The following is an 18418-nucleotide window of genomic DNA, read 5'->3' as shown; positions in this document are numbered from 1 at the left end:
GGGAGCAAATGTGAAAAAATCAATTAAGCAAAAATTACAAGCCCTGAAAAACTCCAATTTCTTTCTTGTTTCATCTCCAATTGGATATGGAAAGACAACAAATGTTTTAGAGTTCATAAAATCATATCATTTAAAATCTATATGGATAGATGCTACTACAATTAATGAAATTGATTTACTTTGGAGAGAAATAGTAAATCATCTATTCAATGTAAATAAAAAGACAGAACAAAGGCTATCTGCAATAGCTACTCCTGAAGAGTGTTTAGAGATAGTGATAAAGAAGAATGATTCCGTTACAGAAGATATTTATGTTGTTGTTGATAATTTGTGTGTAAACTTAATTCAGGAAATGATGAGAATGCTAGAGATACTAGTCAACAAGAAAATAAATAAAATTCGGTTTGTAGTTATTAGTGAGGAATCATTGAAAGATTCATCTTTGTCACTTGTAGTGGATAGAAAACAAAGAGTGATTGATAAAGATTTTTGGTTTAATGAACAAGATATTGGCTATTTATTTAAAAATGAAAAATATCATAATTATTACGAGTTAGCGAAAACAATATTTGAACTTTCACAAGGATGGCCACCTGGAGTATATGCAATGTTCAACTCATACAAAAAAACTGAACATATTTATGATCTAACCTACATCAATGAATACTTGTTCGATCAGGTTTTAAAAAATAAATCGCATGAGTTAATTGATGAACTTGCAAAATTATCTTTGTTTGAGAATTTTACAATGGATTTTGTACGTTCTGTTTGTAAGGTAAAAGGAATTCCTAAAGAAATATTAGAATTACAAGAAAAAGGTCTAATAACGCGTGAAGTTAATTATAAAGACTATAAATATCAAAAGATAGTTAAGGAAGCTTTTAGAAATTATCTTGATAAGAATGAACTTCAAATAAAAAATATATTCAAACAAGCAGGTGAATGGTATTTGGTTAATAAAGAACCTTTAGTAGCAATTGAATATTTCTTTCAAGGTAAGTGTTTCAATGAAATTATTCGTATATTAGAAGAGGGCACAATGAGTTATATGGACATTGATCCTTGTCTTATACAGAAAGTATTTGAATGTTTACCTACATCGACACGTTACCAATTCCCATACGTTTATCTTAGTTATGTTTGTGATTGCATGACAAACATTGATGTCTATACAGGACTTAAGTTACTAAATGAATTTAAACGAGATCTAGATGAAAATCGATTCAAGGGGGATAAAGATAAATTAGAAGGAGAATATCATTTTATAAAAGCATTCAGTCATTTCAATGATATATCGAAGATGATGGAAGAGTTCAAAATGGCATTCTATTATTTTAAAGGTGAAAAATCTAAAATTGCATATCCTAAAATGGTAGCAACATTCGGTTCCTGTAGTTTACTTTATTTGTATCATTTCGAAAGTGGCCGCTTGAAAGATTTAGTAGAAACAATTGAAAGTGAAGTAAAATATTTTATTCAAATAGCCTATGGAGTTAATGCTGGAAGTGAATTTATGGTTCAAGCTGAACGAAACTATGAAATAGGGGATTATCAAAATGTAATTTCACTTGCAAAAACTGCGTATCAAGAAGCGAAGCAGTTTCAACAAATAAGTATTTGTATAAATTCTTTATTCACTCAAGGTAGATGGGCATTGCAAAATCAAGATAAGAATTTATATTTCGAAATTATGGAAGAATTAAAAAGTATGTATGCTATTGCGGATGTGCCGATAGTAGAGAGTGAACTTGATTGTGCAATCAGTTGGCTTAATATTTTAGATGATCAGTTAGATCAAGTTTCTGATTGGATAAAGTATGATAATGTTTCTGAAAATCACTTGTTACATGAAGCGTGGACATTGAGTTATGTATTGAAGATTCTATATTGCATTAAAAAGAAAGACTACAGGAAGTTATTAAACTACTGTAATATTTTGGACAATTACTTCAAAGAACAAATGCATGTTATTGGCTTGATTTATGTAAAATTAGGAAAAGCAATCGCTTATCTTAAATTAGATCAAAAATCAATTTCAAAAGAGAATTTAATCTCGCTATTTGAAATTACTGAAAGAGATAATTTTGTATCAATATTCTATGAGTTTAAAGATGAAATCTTATTACTACTGAATGAGTATGAGATTAAAGATGATTATAGTAGATACATAAAGACCCAATTGATCAAAGCAAGGAAAGAAGATGATTTTAAAGGATTGAACTCTTTAACAAAGAAAGAATATAAAGTTATGGTTGCTTTTATTGACTATGGTTCATATAAAGAGGCATCAAATAAACTATATATCAGTATTAATACTGTTAAGAGTCACATGAAAAAAGTTTACTTGAAACTACAAATAAACTCTCGAGAACAATTATTAGAATTAATAAAAACCTGTGAAACAAATTCAAACGAGAAGATAACATAATGTAAATTATGTTGCAAATACTAAAAAATGCGATAATAAAGCACTATTTCATGAATAGTATATAAAAACAAGGTTAAATAATATATCACCCATGGGGGTGTATTTTTTTATTTTTGAGGGTGAATAAAGCAAATATACATAAAATAATGGAAAATAAGAGAAAAAAAGGTATAAAACTCCTCTTAAGAAAACAAAAAATGAAAAGATAACATAATTTACATTATGTATCAATTTAGACAAAGGTACTGTTTGGATAAAAAGGAGGAGTAAAAATGTACAGAGGGATAATAAAACTACTGACGGTAGCTCTACTTTTTTTGTCATTTCAAGCAAATTTAGGGTTAAGCAACTTTGTAATAGCAGAAGAGGGGCAAGAAGGTGCTAATGTAGTTACCAACACAACCGAACCATCTGAGCAGACGACAGAGCCGAGTGTTGAACCTACACAAGGTGCTAATTCTGAAGAGAATTTAGATAATGATGAAACTATAGTTGATGATACAAAGAATGAAGAAATAACAACAACTGAAGAAGATTTATTATTAGAATCTAATTCACAAAATAATCTCATGTTAGAAACGAACACAATATCTCCAAGATCAGTGGGGCAAGTATTTGCGATTGATGGAATTAATTACAAAGTATTAACCGAAGATGCTAGTACGATGACTGGAACTGTACAAGTAGGGATAGGATCGTTAGAGGCTGGGGCAGTAAGTTGCAATGCTCTAGTTAATTGTTCAACAAGAGATTCACTGATTATTCCAGATACAATTACTAATAAAGGTTATACATATACAGTTAACCAAATAGGTTCAAGTGCATTTCAAAATGCACCGATTTCGCACTTAACAGTTCCTTCTGGGATTGCAAGAGTAGGTTATCAAGCATTTTCATCAAGTAGTATAAAAGAGTTGTATTTTGCAGAAGGACTTAAAGAAATCTACGAGAAAGCATTTATCGGTTCTGCTATTGAAGTACTCACAATTCCTTCAACTGTAGAAAAACTGCACGGTGCTTTATTTAGCTCAGCTTCAAATATTAAAACGATTTATCTTAATGCTAATCCAGATACTGTAACTCTAGTTAATATTACTGAATCAGGTAATATTCCGTTTTATGGTTTAACGCAAGAAGCTACAGTTATTCTACCGAGTCAAGAGATGTATGAAAAATGGAAATTGCGTGCAGATAAAGAAGGATCTAAATATAATACATTTAAAATTTGTCTTACCTATGAAATGAAAATGATATTTGTAGATAAAAATCTCAATCCAATCAATGTAAATGGTGAAATGCATACTTTGTTTTTAAAAAGCATAAAATATTTGAAACAATCTAATGGTGCGTACTATTATGACAGAAATACTGTTAATATACCTGTTCCTAGTATACCGACAAATTTAGGGTATGAAGCTAATTATTGGGGGATTACTCCACTCGGATTATCGGTAATAGACGGAAGTGGGAATTTTAGTGCTCCAGAAGCTTATATAGGATCAAATAAATACTTCGAATACTCAGATATTGTTGATTCCCCTTACATGGTTGCAGTTGAAGATAAGTTTAAAATAAATATTACTCCAGCATTGGATCGACCTTATAATGGCGAAACAGGAATAGGAATGTCATTTAATCGTAATGTTGGTGACTATTTTAAAGATGGAACTAGAAAAGTTCAAGTGTGGATTGTTGATGATGCTGCACCTAAACGATTGTCATGGTCTTTTAAATCAAATGTTCTTAATCCAGGCATATATAATGTAGCGGATACTGGAAAGTATCGTGTAGGAATTTTGTATTACAACACAAACATAACTCCATTGTTTTATACTTGGCAAACTGATTTGCCAGCTGTAAATGATAATTTAGGAAAAGAATATAACATAAAAATAACACCGGCTGTAATAAATGTTAATCCAAAAACTGAAACAAGAATTTTATGGAGTAATCAACAAACTCTACCTGAAATAAAATATAGCGATACGGATTTAGATGGAACAATTAGTTGGGATGTGGGGCAGTCTCCTTTGTTGGGAAAGCACTCTTATACATATACTTATATACCTGATAATTTAGATGGTAAAAATGTTTCGGATAAAACGAAGACAGCAAAGAATTTTACTACGGATAAATTAGAGGGAACAATAGAAATCGAATATTATGAGAATCAGTCAACACCAGCACCAGATAATAAACCGGAGCCTGAACCGACAAGTATCCCAACACCTTTCCCTGTGCCGACTCCAACGGCAACGCCTAAACCCGCAACAAAGCCAACTTTTTCACCTTCAGCTATTCCAACTGAGTCTCCCTCAGTAACACCTAATTCTCCAAAGGGTGGAAATAGTAAAACCGATATAATTGTAAATGAAGTTGAAAAAGTTGAAGTTAAAACTCGAAGTGGTAATAAAATATTTGATACCACGCTAAATATTTATATTGAGAAATCAAATGATGAAGCGAAAAAAGAAATTGAAAAGAAAATCCCTAATTTACTGAATTCTTTCGATATCATTGTTGAAGAAAATGGTGTTAAGAAAAATGAAACAGTCTTAAATGAATCAATTGTAATCACAATTGATTATGAACAATACAAAAACTATACAGAGTTAAAAGTATTACAAAATAATGGTGGGGAATACAAAGAATTAGATTATGAAATTATCTATGATGGAAATACACCAACAGCAATACAATTTACTTCAGAATCAACTGAAGGAATTGCGATTACGGGTATAGAGATTAAAAAACAAGGATTTAATTGGCTTTGGTTAATTCCAGTAATTGCAGCAGCAGGAGTTTTGGTTTTATTAATTTATGTCAGAAAAAGAGAAAAAGAATAATGAATTAGCAAGAGTAATTTGTCGTGAAACTTAACCTGTTTCGCGACATTTTGCTCAAGTAAATGCATCAACGAGGAAAAATAAATGAAAAAAAATCTTAAGACAATACCAATACATATTTTGATGACAATACTTGTTGTAGTAAGTCTTTTTGGCGTTATGTTTGTCTATGATGTAAAAATTGAAAAATCATTAGACAATCATCTTCAAGAACATCATGATGAAATCATTAAACCAAGTGTGATTAATATCAACAATATCTTGGTCTCACAAATAAAATACATTACAGATTTAACAGAGATTATTTCGTATAGTAGTTCAAGCTTAAGTAATCAAGATTATAATCGAATAATAAATAATATCGAAAAAGATGAAATGATTGAAAGTTGTGCTATTTATCTTGAAGATGGAAGTGTGTTTGGAAATTCGAATCTTATTTTAAATAAGACACATCAACCATCAATACTTAAAATGAATGATGAAACACTTTTAATATCTGCACCAATTTTAACAAACAACCAATACTTTGGATGGGTTGAATATGAGTACAAATACAATGAGCTAAAGGAAGCGATGGGAATTGATTTTTTTAACTCGAATGGACAGTTTGCGATAGTGGATAGTCAAGGTGATAAAGTAACGGGTGAAATTACATTGTTTACAAATTATGATAACCTTTTTGACTTTATAAGAAGTGATTCCAGTGAAGATTTGAGTAATGTAGATTTCGCAAACATAGGTAGTAGTTTTATGATCACATCTAAAATGTTAGATGAAAAAATATTGATTGGCACATATAAGTTAGGTGTTAACAATTGGTATTTGGTTTCAGCTGTTCCTGAAAAAACAGCGAAGTTAGCATTTCAAAGAATCTTTGATTTAGAAAAGGATATGATCACTGCAATTTACTTAGTTTTACTATGTTATATGATTTTATATTTGGCTTGGTGGTATAAGACTAGAATTAGAATGGATGCTCTTACAAAAGCATATCGTTTACGTCCGTTTATGATTAAAGCAAAACATTTGCTTAAGCACAACAAGATGGATTTTGCCTTTGTGAAACTCGATGTTAAAAACTTTAAGTTAATAAATCGTATTTACTCCAAAGAATATGGAGATAGAGTACTTGTTTCAATATCAAATGCATTAAGGAAAATATTGGATAATAAGCATTCAATTTATTGTAGGGAACAAAAAGATACATTCATTTTCGTTTTACCTTTTATAAGTAAAGAAGCATTACTTGCAAAAAGAAAAGATTTCTTAGAAGAATTTTATAGAAGTATGAATGAATCATTTAATTACCAAATAACATTTCCTACCGGACATTACATTGTAAGAAAAGATAGTTTAAATCGCTTGAATATAAGTGAAGCAATTGAAAAAGTAAATCTTGCGCATGGACTTGCAAAATATGAAACAGGTGAAGATTTATTTATTGATTATGAAGAATCACTTGAAAAAGAGTTAATTAAGAAACAGAATGTTGAAAATGAGATGATACAAGCACTAAAGAATAAAGAATTTACCTTGTATCTGCAACCTAAAGTCTTATTAGAAAACGAGAAAATATATGGAGCAGAGGCACTGGTTCGATGGGTAAGAAATGGTACTGTATATCGAAATCCAAATGATTTTATTCCAATATTTGAAAAGAATGGATTTGTTACTAAAATTGATTTTTACATGTTTGAAGAAACTGTAAAACTACTAAGTACACTTAAAAAAGAGAAGAATATTTGTATTCCCATCTCAGTTAACTTTTCACGTATGCATTTAAAAAACAATGACATAGCAGAGCAATTGGATAAAATTACATCCCATTATCAAGTTGAAAATAAATATCTAACAATAGAAGTAACAGAAAGCATGATGAATGGCGATATAGAGAAATTTAAACAATGGATCAATAGTTTAAGAATGAAAGGTTTTAAGATTGCGGTGGATGATTTTGGAATAGGCTATTCAAGTTTATCGCTATTAAAAGACTTGCATTTTGATGAATTAAAAATAGACAAAGAATTTTTCTCGGAATGTTTAGAGAATGAACGTTGTGAAATTGTGATTATGAGTACTATTGAGATGGCGAAAAAATTAGGATCACATGTTGTTGCGGAGGGAATAGAAAACGTTGAACAAATAGAAATGTTAAAAGAAGCAGCTTGTGATCTAATACAAGGATATTATTATTACTCTCCAATGGATGTGTCGACTTTTACAAATGTAATAGCAAAAGAAAGGGAAAATAATGACAGTAGATGAAAAAGAATACATGGGAATTAATCCTTTAGTTTCAAATAAAATGATTCTTAATCAAATTGAAGGAGCAGATGAAAATTTCTTTCTTGAAGTTTCTGATTTAGAAAATCATGAGGAAGTAGTTGCGATTTGTCAAAATCAATTTATGAGGATTTTAGTCAATGAAAGTATTAAAAGTAAAAAGGATGTGACAACCTGCTTAGAGATGATTAAAATAGTGGTAAAGGGGCTATAATAGCTCTAAATATCATAAAGCAACGAATCGTGGCGTAATTGCAAGGTAAAGACGGTAGTATGATATCGTAGTTTTAGATACAATTTCTATGGAAGGTGGAAATGTTTATGAAATTCAATGAAAAACTATTGCAACTACGTAAAGAGAAAGGTTATTCACAAGAGGAGCTTGCTCAAAAACTAGGTGTATCGAGGCAAGCGATATCAAAGTGGGAAGTCAGTGATTCTTATCCAGAAGTGGAGAATATTTTAGAAATATGTAAATTATTTGATGTATCAACAGATTATTTATTAAAAGACGAATTAGAAGAAATCAATACAATAAGTTCACAAGATAAAACCCGAAAGAAAAGGGTTGGATTCTTGATTGGTGTTTTTCTCTGTGTACTTGGTTTATTAGTTTCTGCTGTAGGCTGGCGTCAATATCAAACGATTATATCAATTAGTGCTGGAATAATTCTTCAACTAGTTGGAGTACTTGTATATGAATTATGCAAAAAATCAAAAAAAGATGATTTTAAATTTTATTCAATATTTGTAGTTTTGATTTTACCTTATACAACCATGATAATGAGTGACTTCTTTCTGGGCTTTTATCCAAAACCAATAGCGGGTCCAGTTTATATTTTGATTCGAATTCTTTATTATCTTGCACTAGCTGGTTTAGGGGTTTATCTTGTGAAGTTATTAACACACAAAAGCAAGTAAATAAAAGCGGTTACGCCTTTGCTTAAGTAAACTTCTACTGGTTTATCTTTGTAATCTTTGATATAATAGCCCGTATTGGGGGCGAGAATATGACAACAATAAAACCGAATAAAATGGCCACTTGGTCAATACCTAAATTACTATTCTCCATGAGTATCCCGGCAATGTTTTCTATGCTTATACAAGCACTTTATAATATTGTAGATACAGTTTATATTTCGCAAATATCGGAACAAGCGATGTTTGCTCTTGGGTTAGTATTTCCAATGCAAATGATTGTTACATCACTATCTTTAGGAGGGGCGATTGGGACATCAACTTTAGTAGCAAGACGTCTTGGTCAACAAAATCATGCTGAGGCGAATAAAACAGCATCGACTGGTCTTATCTTGGCACTATTTCATACTGCAATCTGTGCAGTTGTGGGTATCTTCCTATCAAAACCATTCTTATCTTTATTTACACAAGATCCAACGATTATTGCGATGGGTTATGATTATCTAAGTATTGTTATGGTTTGTAGTGTGGGTGTGTTTGTGGGAATGTATTTTGAAAGAATTTTCCAAGCACAAGGTAATATGATATTACCGATGATTTCATTACTAATTGGTGCAATTACCAATATTATTTTGGATCCTGTTTTTATCTTTGGATATTTTGGAATTCCAGCTATGGGGGTTAAAGGGGCAGCAATCGCAACAGTGATTGGGCAAATCTTTGGGATGCTCTTCATTTGTAGCTGCATGGCTTTTGGTAAGCATGAAGTTAAATTCCAGTTCAAAGGGTTACATCTTCGCTGGGAAAGAATTAAAACAATTTATTCAGTAGGATTACCGGTAGCGATTATGAACGCTGTTGGATCAGTTACTACAACATGTATGAATTTCGTATTGGTTAATTATTCAGATGCGGCTGTTACGGCTTTGAGTATTTATTTCAAATTAAACTCATTTGTATTTATGCCTGTATTTGGATTGAATCAAGGGGCATTACCAATACTTTCTTATAACTTTGGATCACAAGATGTAGGGCGTTATAAGAAAACGGTTAAACTTTATTTAATCACGGCAATTAGTTTAATGGCAGCAGGATCATTACTCTTTATCTTTGGTACGGATTTATTACTTGGATTATTTAATCCTTCACCTGCCTTGTTAGAGGTAGCACGAGTTGCTTTAGTTGTCATTTCAATTTCCTTTGTGTTTGCAGGAGCATCTATATCAATGAACACTGTATTCCAATCTTTGGGTAAGGGAATGTCAAGTATGATTATGACCCTACTTCGTCAATTAATCTTCTTAGTGCCATTTGCTTATATTTTTGGTGAATTATGGGGATTAGTCGGTGTATGGGCTTCATACCCAGTTGCTGAAATAATTGTAGTCTTGATTTATATTCCAATTTGTTATAAAACATTTAAGAAGGCATTTAATATAGGTTAAGAGGTGAAATTATGAAGCCAAATGATGATATTAAAAATGAACTAGATGAAATTCTTAGAAAATTAGATGAAGCTGAAAAAGAATTTACATCTAAAATGAAAGAATTTAATTTACAAGAAACTGCACGTAATGACCAACAAACAACAGATTAGAAAAATGAGGTTTATCAGTCGATAAACCTTTAATATTCTTGAAGGAGAACAAAGTTATGAATAAAAAAATAGTGGATATTTTAATGGTAGTTGTAGGAAACATCTTTATCGCATTTGGTGTTTCGGCTTTTATCTTGCCTTATAATATCTTATCGGGAGGACTAGCGGGTATTGGGATTGCGTTATATCCTTTTATTCATGTAGAACCGACTTTATTCGTAAATTTCTTTACAATTGTCTTATTTATTCTAGGCGTTGTTTTCTTAGGTAAAGGATTTGCACTGAAAACAATGATTAGTTCAATTGTTTACCCAGTTGCACTAATTTTGTTTAAGGGTAAATTTCAAATCGAAGTTGATCCATTGCTTGCGGCATTATATGGGGGATTACTCAGTGGTATAGGGGCAGGAATCGCAATGAGAACTGGCGCTAGTACAGGTGGTATCAATGTTGTAACAATGATTTTACATAAATATACCAGTCTTAGTTTAGCTACACTTGTTTTAATCTTAGATGCAATTGCGGTAGGATTAGGATTATTCTCTATGGGAATTGAAGCAGTGCTTATTGGGTTTATTGCGGTATGGGCTGGATCTCAAGCAGTTGATAAAGTACTCATGATGGGACTACAAGATGCAAAAGCGGTTCAAATCATTTCACCACAATACCAAGCAATTTCAGATGCGATACATGAGAAAATGGTACGTGGTACAACACTGCTTCATGCAGAAGGTGGATATTCTCATGATGAAAGAAAAGTAGTGCTAACAGTGGTTAGTAAAAACCAATATCGTGAGCTAACGCGTTTAGTAAATGAAATTGATCCCAATGCATTTATTGTGATGAGTGATACAAATGAAGTTAAAGGACTTGGATTCTCATACGAATTCAAGGTATAGAAAAACCATTACATTGCGTAATGGTTATTTTTTTGATAATTCATCAATTAAGATTTGATAAGACTCACGAACTTCACTTTGTTTTTTCTCAATGGCGTTATTAATGCGTTTCATAATTTTTCTTACATTAGGTGCCCATGTGTCACTACCAGGGGCATAACGTGCTGCCATTTTTTCAGGTGTATCTGAACCTTTTTCTTTATAGCTAACTAATAAGTCTATGAAAGCTTTAATTCCAGCTTCTTTACTTTCAAATCGAGTCCATTCTCCACCAGAGCGCATCCCACCAAAGTTATGCTTATTAATGCAGATGTTACTTGAACCATCTCCTGTTTCCCATGCAGCTAATGCTACTGCGTAAACAGGATCAATACCTGATTCAATCGCATAGTCGTAAAATAATTCGATTTGACCTGACATGGCACCTTTAAGGCTTCCGTCAATTGCTTCTCTTTTAGCTTCTTCAACCTTGATGGCTTGTTCATCTAGTAGATTAATCAATTCTTGATTGAATTTATCAGTAGTAGAAATAGATTGATCACAAGGTAGTAAGCCAATGGCTGTATCTTGTGAATCAGTTGCACCAGGTGTAATTGGTTCAGTAGGTTGTGGTGTACAAGCTGAAGGTTGCTCGGCTTCTACAACAGTTATAAATGGAAGATGTCCAAAGATTAATCCTAGAATTAACAAAGTACTTCCTATGCTTTTCTTTATCATATAAATCTCCTTTAAAACAAATAACGTTGTCATTTTATAGGATTTAGAGAAAAAAGGCAAATTTTTATAAATTTATGGGTTTAACTATATTGACAAGTAGTACAGTAGAATATATACTACATATGAGCATATGTTCATATGTGTGAGGTAAGCAAGATGAAACGAGAACTTATACTAAATGGATTAGATTGTGCTCATTGTGCAGCTGAAATCGAAGAAAAAATCCAAAAGCTTGATTCAATTCAAGAAGCCCATGTAGATTTTATGTCTAAAAAATTAACGGTTATCCCAAAAAATGAAAAGAGCTGGGAATCTCTTAAAACTCAACTGATTAAAATCATTACTGATATGGAACCAGATGTCGTTGTTGGTGAAGCGGGTGAATCCTATTCCTTATTCTTTAAAGGTTTAGATTGTGCCCATTGCGCAGCAGAGATTGAAGATGAAATTCGAAAAGTAGTAGGTGTTGAGAGTGTCAGTGTAGATTTTATGAGTACAACCTGTACATATAGATGTCAAAAGAGTGATAAAGCACGAATTGAACAAGAAATTAGAACGATTGTAAATACCCATGAACCTGATGTAATTGTGGAAACAGTTAGTACTGATAAAGAAGAAGACCGAAATTTCAAAAAAGATTTGATTCGAATCTTTATAGGAGCAGGATTGTTTGTGATTGGATTCTTACAACCAGAAACAAGTTTGTTAGGAATAGTCTTTGTTTTAGGTGCTTATGTACTACTTGGATATGATGTTGTTTTTAGAGCTGTTCGAAATATCTTAAAAGGACAATGGTTTGATGAGAACTTCTTAATGGCACTTGCAACCATTGTAGCAATTCTTCTTCAAGATTATCGCGAAGCTGTAGCAGTTATGTTGTTTTACCAAGTTGGTGAATACTTCCAAGAAAGAGCGGTCTATTCAAGTCGTAAATCCATTGCGGACTTAATGGATATTCGTCCTGATATTGCCCATGTCATTAAAAATGGTGAAACAGTAGATCTATCTCCAGAACTTGTACAAATTAGTGATGTTGTCGTAGTTAAGCCAGGGGAAAGAATTCCTTTGGATGGGATAGTACAAAACGGTGTGAGTAGCTTAGATACTTCAAGTTTAACGGGAGAAAGTTTAGAACGCGATGTTGAAGTAGGTGACGAGGTATTAAGTGGTTGTGTCAATTTAAGAGGATTAATCGAAGTTGTAGTCACAAAAGCCTATAGTGAAAGTACAGTTTCTAAAATATTAGAACTTGTTGAAAATACAAGTAGTAGAAAAACTAAATCAGAAAATTTCATAACAAAGTTTTCAAAAATATATACACCAATTGTTGTTATCTTAGCTGTTATTATCGCAATTACTTTACCAATCATTGTTCCAGGAATTAGTTATGTTGAATCCATTGAACGTGCATGTGCATTCTTAGTTATCTCATGTCCATGTGCATTAGTCATCAGCATTCCTCTTGGATTCTTTGCAGGCATTGGTGGATTAAGTAAGAATGGTATCTTAGTAAAAGGTAGTACAGTCATTGAAAGTCTATCAACACTTCAACAAATGGTGTTTGATAAAACAGGAACAATTACACAAGGTAAATTTGGTGTAAGTAAGATTCTGGGTGAGCAAAAAGCAATTGAATATGCAGCTTATGCAGAAAGCAACTCAACACACCCAATTGCAAAATCTATTTTAGATGCATACAAGGAAGAAGTTGATACCAAACGAATTCAAGAGGTTGAGGAAATTGCAGGGCATGGTATTCGTATTGTCCTTGATGGAGAAACAATTCTTGTAGGTAATACAAAGTTAATGGATCAATTTAATATCAAGTATCCAGTAATTGATGAGCTTGGTACCTTAGTTTATGTTTCAAAGAATAATGAATATATTGGAACCTTAGTAATTGAAGATCAATTGAAACAAGATTCTAAACAAGCGATTCAATCACTTAAAAAAGCAGGTATCAAAAATTGTGTAATGCTTACTGGTGATAGAAAAGCTGTTGCAGATCACATTGCATCACAAGTTGGAATTGATTCAGTTTATAGTGAATGCCTACCTAATGATAAAGTGAATGTTGTGGAAAGTTTATTACCACAAGGTAATTTAGGTTTTGCAGGAGATGGTATCAATGATGCACCGGTACTTGCTTTAGCGGATTTAGGATTTGCGATGGGTGGAGTAGGAAGTGATGCTGCAATTGAAGCTGCAGATGTTGTTATCATGGATGATAACTTAAACAAAATTCCTCTAGCAATTAATCGCTCAAAGAAAACAATGGGTATTGTAAAACAAAACATTGTTGGAGCTTTAGGTATTAAATTGTTAGTGCTTGCTTTAGCTGCATTTGGATTTGTGAATATGTGGTTGGCAATCTTCGCCGATGTAGGTGTATCGATTATTGCGATTTTAAATTCAATTCGGTTACTTAAAAAATAAACAGAGAATAACATCGTAAAAATACGATGTTATTTTTATGTTAAACTAGAAATGGAAAATTAATAAAAGAGGTCAATATGAGATATTCAAATAAAAAGAAAAGAGTGATGTACGCAATTGCATTTATTACACTACTTTTCATTGAAATATTTATAGGGATGTTTGTAAAGGATAATTTTATTCGCCCTTATGTAGGTGATGTCTTAGTTATTATCTTGTTATGTTGTTTAATACGAACTATTTTTCCAAGTAAACCGTCTTTTATATTTCAATATGCAATTCTTATTGGCGTCATTGCAGAGGGGTCACAGTTCCTCCATTTAGATCAATATTTACAAGTAAGAGGTACTTTGCTTGGCATTGTGTTGGGGTCGACATTTGATTTGAATGATCTTGTTTGTTATATCATTGGGGGAACACTTTTTGGTTTATTTGAATTGTTAATTTTCATGCATCAAAAAAACGAGAAGATGTGTTAACAAGATAAAACTTCATGTATAATATGGGGGTATGGAATGGATGATTAAAATGAAAAGAAGAATATTTTCTTATTTAATATGTGGCTTGTTAATTGTAGGTAGTCTTCTGCCTGGCTATGCAGAGGATAATGCAACACCAACACCTGAGCCAACACCTTCGCAATCTGTTGACACACTTGGTTTGAATGCAAAGTCAGCAGTTTTAATTGATGCGAAAACAGGAATGGTACTTTATCAAAAAAACATGGATCAACAAATGTTTCCAGCGAGCATCACAAAAATATTAACAAACTACATCGCATTAGAAAAATTGGGGAAAGATGACTTATTGACAGCAAGTGCCACCGCGATTGATAACATTGATCGCTCTAGCAGTCACATTTGGTTAGATTATGGAGAACAAGCTCCTGTAATTGATTTGGTCTATGCCTCGATTATGCAAAGTGCCAATGATGCATCAAATGTTCTTGCGGAAGCTGTGGGTGGAACGCAAGAGGATTTCGCAAAACTGATGAATGAAGTTGCGAAAAATGCTGGAGCTAAGAATAGTAATTTTACCAATGCTCATGGGTTACCAGATGATGCCCACGTAACAACTGCCTATGATATGGCAATGATTACGCGTGCAGCTCTAAGGAATGAAAATTTTAAAGAGGTTTTTGGGCAAGTACGCTATGACATGGCTCCAACTAACAAACAGAAAGATACTCGTGTTTTTTCTTCTGCAAATGAAATGATAAAAAACTCTAAATTTAAATATGACTATGCAACAGGAGGTAAAACCGGTTGGACTGAGGTTGCGGGCTATACGATGGTTAATAGTGCAACAAAAGACAATATGGATTTAATCGGAGTTGTTATGGGTTGCGATAATGCGGATAGTCGCTATGAAGATATGACAAAATTATTTAACTATGGTTTTGATAATTACAAAACAGTTACAATATCAAATGATATTGGAGATGTTCACAGTGAAGTAAAAGATGGAAGTAAAGTCATTGGAGAAGTAGACTTCACACTATCAAATTCCTTGAATGTTTTGTTGCCGATGTCAACCGACGAAAGCACATTAGCGATTGAAGTCGAACTTCGAAATGAAGATGAAGGTGAAGCAATACAAGGGTATGCGATAATTAAAATAGGAGAAAATCGTATAGGTGAGGTACAACTAGAAAAAAATATTATTTTATATGATTTAAGTTTTGGAGCATATGTACTTCCTAAAATCGTTCAAGTTATTAATTGGATAAGTATTGGAATCCTAGGTTTATTCCTCGTTTTAAAGGTTTTAGTCTTCTTAAAAAAGAATACAAAACTTCCAGAATAGATGTTAAGAACAGTCTTAATTTCACAAGCGTTTTATTTGAATGTGAAAATCGTCACGATTAAATTGACAGTACTTTTGTTACCATTTATAATGAAACATACGGAGGAAGAAATAAAATGAAAAAACTATTAACATTATTAGTTGCTGCAATGGTTTTAGCTGGATGCTCAACTGCACCTGCAAAACCAAGTGAAACACCTGCTCCAACTGATGCACCTGTTGCTTCAACAGGATTAAAAGTGGGAGTTGGTTCTGTTACATCTTTAAGCGTTGCTGATGCTACTGCTGATAAAGACGGACAAGTTCAAGCTAACACAACATTTGCTACTGTAGTATTAGAAGGTGACGTAATTAAATACGTTTCTATCGATACTGCACAAAACACTGGAAAATTTGATACTAAAGGTGTAATTACAGGTCCTGAAGATCCAACAGCTACACCAACTAAGAAAGAAAAGAAAGATGCTTACGGAATGAAGGGAGCATCTGAAATCGGTAAAGAATGGTTCGAACAAATTGCTGCTCTTGAAGAATATGCAATTGGTAAAACTGTTGCTGAAGTAGTTGGAATGAAAACATATGCAAAAGATGATGCTCATCCAGCTGTTCCTGAAGTTGAAGAATTAAAAACTTCTGTAACAATGTCTGTAGGAGATTACTTAAAAGCAATTCAAGTTGCTGCTGACAATGCAGTTGAAGTTGAAAACGTTGCTAAAGTAGGTTCTGGTTCATTCACAAGCTTAAGCATCGCTGATGCTACAGCTGACAAAGATGGTCAAATCCAAGCTAACACTACATTTGCTGTAGTTGCTTTAGATGCTGATGGTAAAATCGTTTACTCAAGCATCGATACTGCTCAAAATACTGGAAAATTCAGCACAGCTGGTGTAATCACTGCTCCTGAAGATCCAACATTAACACCAACTAAGAAAGAAAAGAAAGAAGCTTACGGTATGTTAGCTGCTTCTGAAATCAAAAAAGAATGGTTCGAACAAATCGCAGCATTCGAAGCTTACACAGTTGGAAAAACAGTAGAAGAAGTTGTTGCAATGCCAACATATGACAAAGGTGATGGAAACCACACTGATGTTCCTGAAGTAGAAGAATTAAAAACATCTGTTACTATGACAGTTGGTGACTACTTAAAGGCATTAGAAAGCGCTGCTACTAACGCTGTAGAAATTAAATAAGTTTAAATTAACTTATAAAGCAAAGGTAATCAAACCTTTGCTTTTTTATTTTCTTTACCTCTTTTATATAGTGTGTGCTAAAATAGATATACATAGGGAGAGATGTAAATGAAGGTTTTTAAATGCGTACTTATCGATAAAAACAAAAACAAAGTAACTCGAATAATTGAAGCTGAAAATGAGCAAACTTTATTGCTTAAAATAAAACAAATGGAATATTTTCTTGTGAGCAAAGAAGAAGTTAAACAAGAAGTAAAATCCATTAGAAAAATGAAAGCGAAAGATTTGATTATTTTCTGTCGCCAAATTTCAGTTATGCTTGATGCAGGGATAACAATAATTAGAGCAATCCATATCCTTGAATCAAAGAGTAGTAACCCAAAGACAAGAGTAATCTATGAAAGAATTTACGAATCAATGCAAAAAGGAAATAGTCTTTCTGTGTCGATGCGTGCTCAACAGGTTTTTCCTAATATTTTAATCAACATGGTAGAAGCTGGAGAAACAGGTGGTATCCTAGAAAAGAACTTAGCTAAAATGGGAGAGCACTTTGAGAAGGAAAACAAATTAAATAATAAAATTAAGGGTGCAATGATGTATCCAATCATTTTAAGTATTGTAGCAATTGTTGTTGTTATCTTTTTAGTGACAATGGTATTACCAACATTCTTCTCATTATATGAAGGACAGGATCTACCACTGATTACCCAAATCTTGGTTGCTTTTAGTAATTTCCTTACTGATTATTGGCCATTTGCTCTTGCGGGAGTTGCCATCGTTATTATGGTTATCCCAATTATTTGTAAACTTAAACCAATTCGGACAAAGATTGATACATTCAAATTAAAGGCACCAGTTATTGGGAAACTAAATCGTACTATCTACTCTGCGCGATGTGCTCGTGGTTTCGCTACTCTTTATGCAAGTGGATTGGATATGATTGAATTACTTAGAATGGTGTCACTAATTATAGGAAACGTTGTGATTCAGGATAAATTTCAAACGGTTATACAAAAAGTAAGTCGTGGAGAATATATTTCGACAGCTTTAGAAGATGCAAAAGTGTTTGATCCAATGTTTACATCGATGGTATTCATAGGTGAAGAATCAGGATCAATTGACACCATTCTTGAATCCGCAGCAAATTATTTTGATGAAGAAGCAGATGCAGCATCAACAAGAATTGTATCACTAATTGAACCATTGATGATTATCGTTATGGCACTTATCATTGGATTTATCGTAGCAGCAGTTATGTTACCAATGTATGGCATGATGCAATACATCAGTTAAGAATA

Annotated in this window: 14 protein-coding genes; 13 read left to right on the top strand and 1 reads right to left on the bottom strand. The window is 32.6% G+C overall.

The genetic code is table 11. The annotated features are described in order from the left end of the window. The first annotated feature begins 10 nt into the window (after positions 1 to 10). The 8 genes from B5D14_RS06095 to B5D14_RS06065 all read left to right on the top strand — a co-directional run bounded on the left by B5D14_RS06095 (position 11) and on the right by B5D14_RS06065 (position 10971). On the top strand, positions 11 to 2428 hold the full coding sequence (locus tag B5D14_RS06095; RefSeq protein ID WP_078711709.1) for a helix-turn-helix transcriptional regulator: 2418 nt from the start codon (positions 11 to 13) through the stop codon (positions 2426 to 2428). Positions 2429 to 2700: 272 nt separating this feature from the next. Further along, positions 2701 to 5274 (top strand): leucine-rich repeat domain-containing protein, encoded by a 2574-nt coding sequence (locus B5D14_RS06090; protein WP_078711708.1) that lies wholly within the window; start codon positions 2701 to 2703, stop codon positions 5272 to 5274. A gap of 84 nt (positions 5275 to 5358) precedes the next feature. Further along, the gene (locus B5D14_RS06085; RefSeq protein ID WP_078711707.1) at positions 5359 to 7539 is read left to right on the top strand and encodes a GGDEF domain-containing phosphodiesterase; all 2181 of its coding nucleotides are present in this window, start codon (positions 5359 to 5361) and stop codon (positions 7537 to 7539) included. Continuing rightward, on the top strand, positions 7526 to 7771 hold the full coding sequence (locus B5D14_RS06080) for a hypothetical protein (RefSeq protein WP_078711706.1): 246 nt from the start codon (positions 7526 to 7528) through the stop codon (positions 7769 to 7771). Before B5D14_RS06085 ends, B5D14_RS06080 begins: the two co-directional genes overlap by 14 nt. Positions 7772 to 7878: 107 nt before the next feature. Further along, positions 7879 to 8478, top strand: a complete 600-nt coding sequence (locus tag B5D14_RS06075; protein WP_143254402.1) for a helix-turn-helix domain-containing protein — start codon at positions 7879 to 7881, stop codon at positions 8476 to 8478. Positions 8479 to 8567: 89 nt separating this feature from the next. Beyond that, positions 8568 to 9920, top strand: a complete 1353-nt coding sequence (locus B5D14_RS06070; RefSeq protein ID WP_078711704.1) for an MATE family efflux transporter — start codon at positions 8568 to 8570, stop codon at positions 9918 to 9920. An 11-nt stretch (positions 9921 to 9931) separates the two neighbouring features. Further along, positions 9932 to 10072, top strand: coding sequence for a hypothetical protein (locus B5D14_RS12145; RefSeq protein WP_159443743.1), 141 nt, complete (start codon positions 9932 to 9934; stop codon positions 10070 to 10072). 56 nt (positions 10073 to 10128) lie between these two features. Further along, positions 10129 to 10971, top strand: a complete 843-nt coding sequence (locus B5D14_RS06065) for a YitT family protein (RefSeq protein WP_078711703.1) — start codon at positions 10129 to 10131, stop codon at positions 10969 to 10971. A 24-nt stretch (positions 10972 to 10995) separates the two neighbouring features. Here B5D14_RS06065 and B5D14_RS06060 read toward each other — a convergent pair whose 3' ends face one another. Next, entirely contained in the window at positions 10996 to 11688 is a 693-nt protein-coding gene (locus tag B5D14_RS06060; RefSeq protein WP_159443742.1) for a glucosaminidase domain-containing protein, read from the bottom strand. 156 nt (positions 11689 to 11844) lie between these two features. Between B5D14_RS06060 and B5D14_RS06055 the strand changes: the two genes are divergently transcribed. The 5 genes from B5D14_RS06055 (at position 11845) to B5D14_RS06035 (ending at position 18413) form a co-directional block, all read left to right on the top strand. After that, positions 11845 to 14124, top strand: coding sequence for a heavy metal translocating P-type ATPase (locus tag B5D14_RS06055; protein ID WP_200804768.1), 2280 nt, complete (start codon positions 11845 to 11847; stop codon positions 14122 to 14124). Between the two features lie 77 nt (positions 14125 to 14201). Beyond that, the gene (locus B5D14_RS06050) at positions 14202 to 14603 is read left to right on the top strand and encodes a ribosomal maturation YjgA family protein (RefSeq protein WP_078711700.1); all 402 of its coding nucleotides are present in this window, start codon (positions 14202 to 14204) and stop codon (positions 14601 to 14603) included. Between the two features lie 49 nt (positions 14604 to 14652). Beyond that, positions 14653 to 15930: a D-alanyl-D-alanine carboxypeptidase family protein gene (locus B5D14_RS06045; protein ID WP_159443741.1), complete on the top strand. Its 1278-nt coding sequence runs from the start codon at positions 14653 to 14655 to the stop codon at positions 15928 to 15930. Between the two features lie 116 nt (positions 15931 to 16046). Next, a complete protein-coding gene (locus B5D14_RS06040) occupies positions 16047 to 17120 on the top strand; it encodes a YdgH/BhsA/McbA family protein (RefSeq protein WP_078711698.1) in 1074 nt (357 codons plus the stop codon). 108 nt (positions 17121 to 17228) lie between these two features. Continuing rightward, the gene (locus B5D14_RS06035) at positions 17229 to 18413 is read left to right on the top strand and encodes a type II secretion system F family protein (protein ID WP_078711697.1); all 1185 of its coding nucleotides are present in this window, start codon (positions 17229 to 17231) and stop codon (positions 18411 to 18413) included. The last annotated feature ends 5 nt before the right edge of the window (positions 18414 to 18418 follow it).

It is taken from the genome of Anaerorhabdus furcosa (genome assembly GCF_900167375.1).
Taxonomy (GTDB): Bacteria; Bacillota_I; Bacilli_A; order Erysipelotrichales; family Erysipelotrichaceae; genus Anaerorhabdus; species Anaerorhabdus furcosa.
The sequence above is the reverse complement of the archived record's forward strand: the minus strand, read 5'-3'. Positions and strand labels throughout refer to the sequence as shown.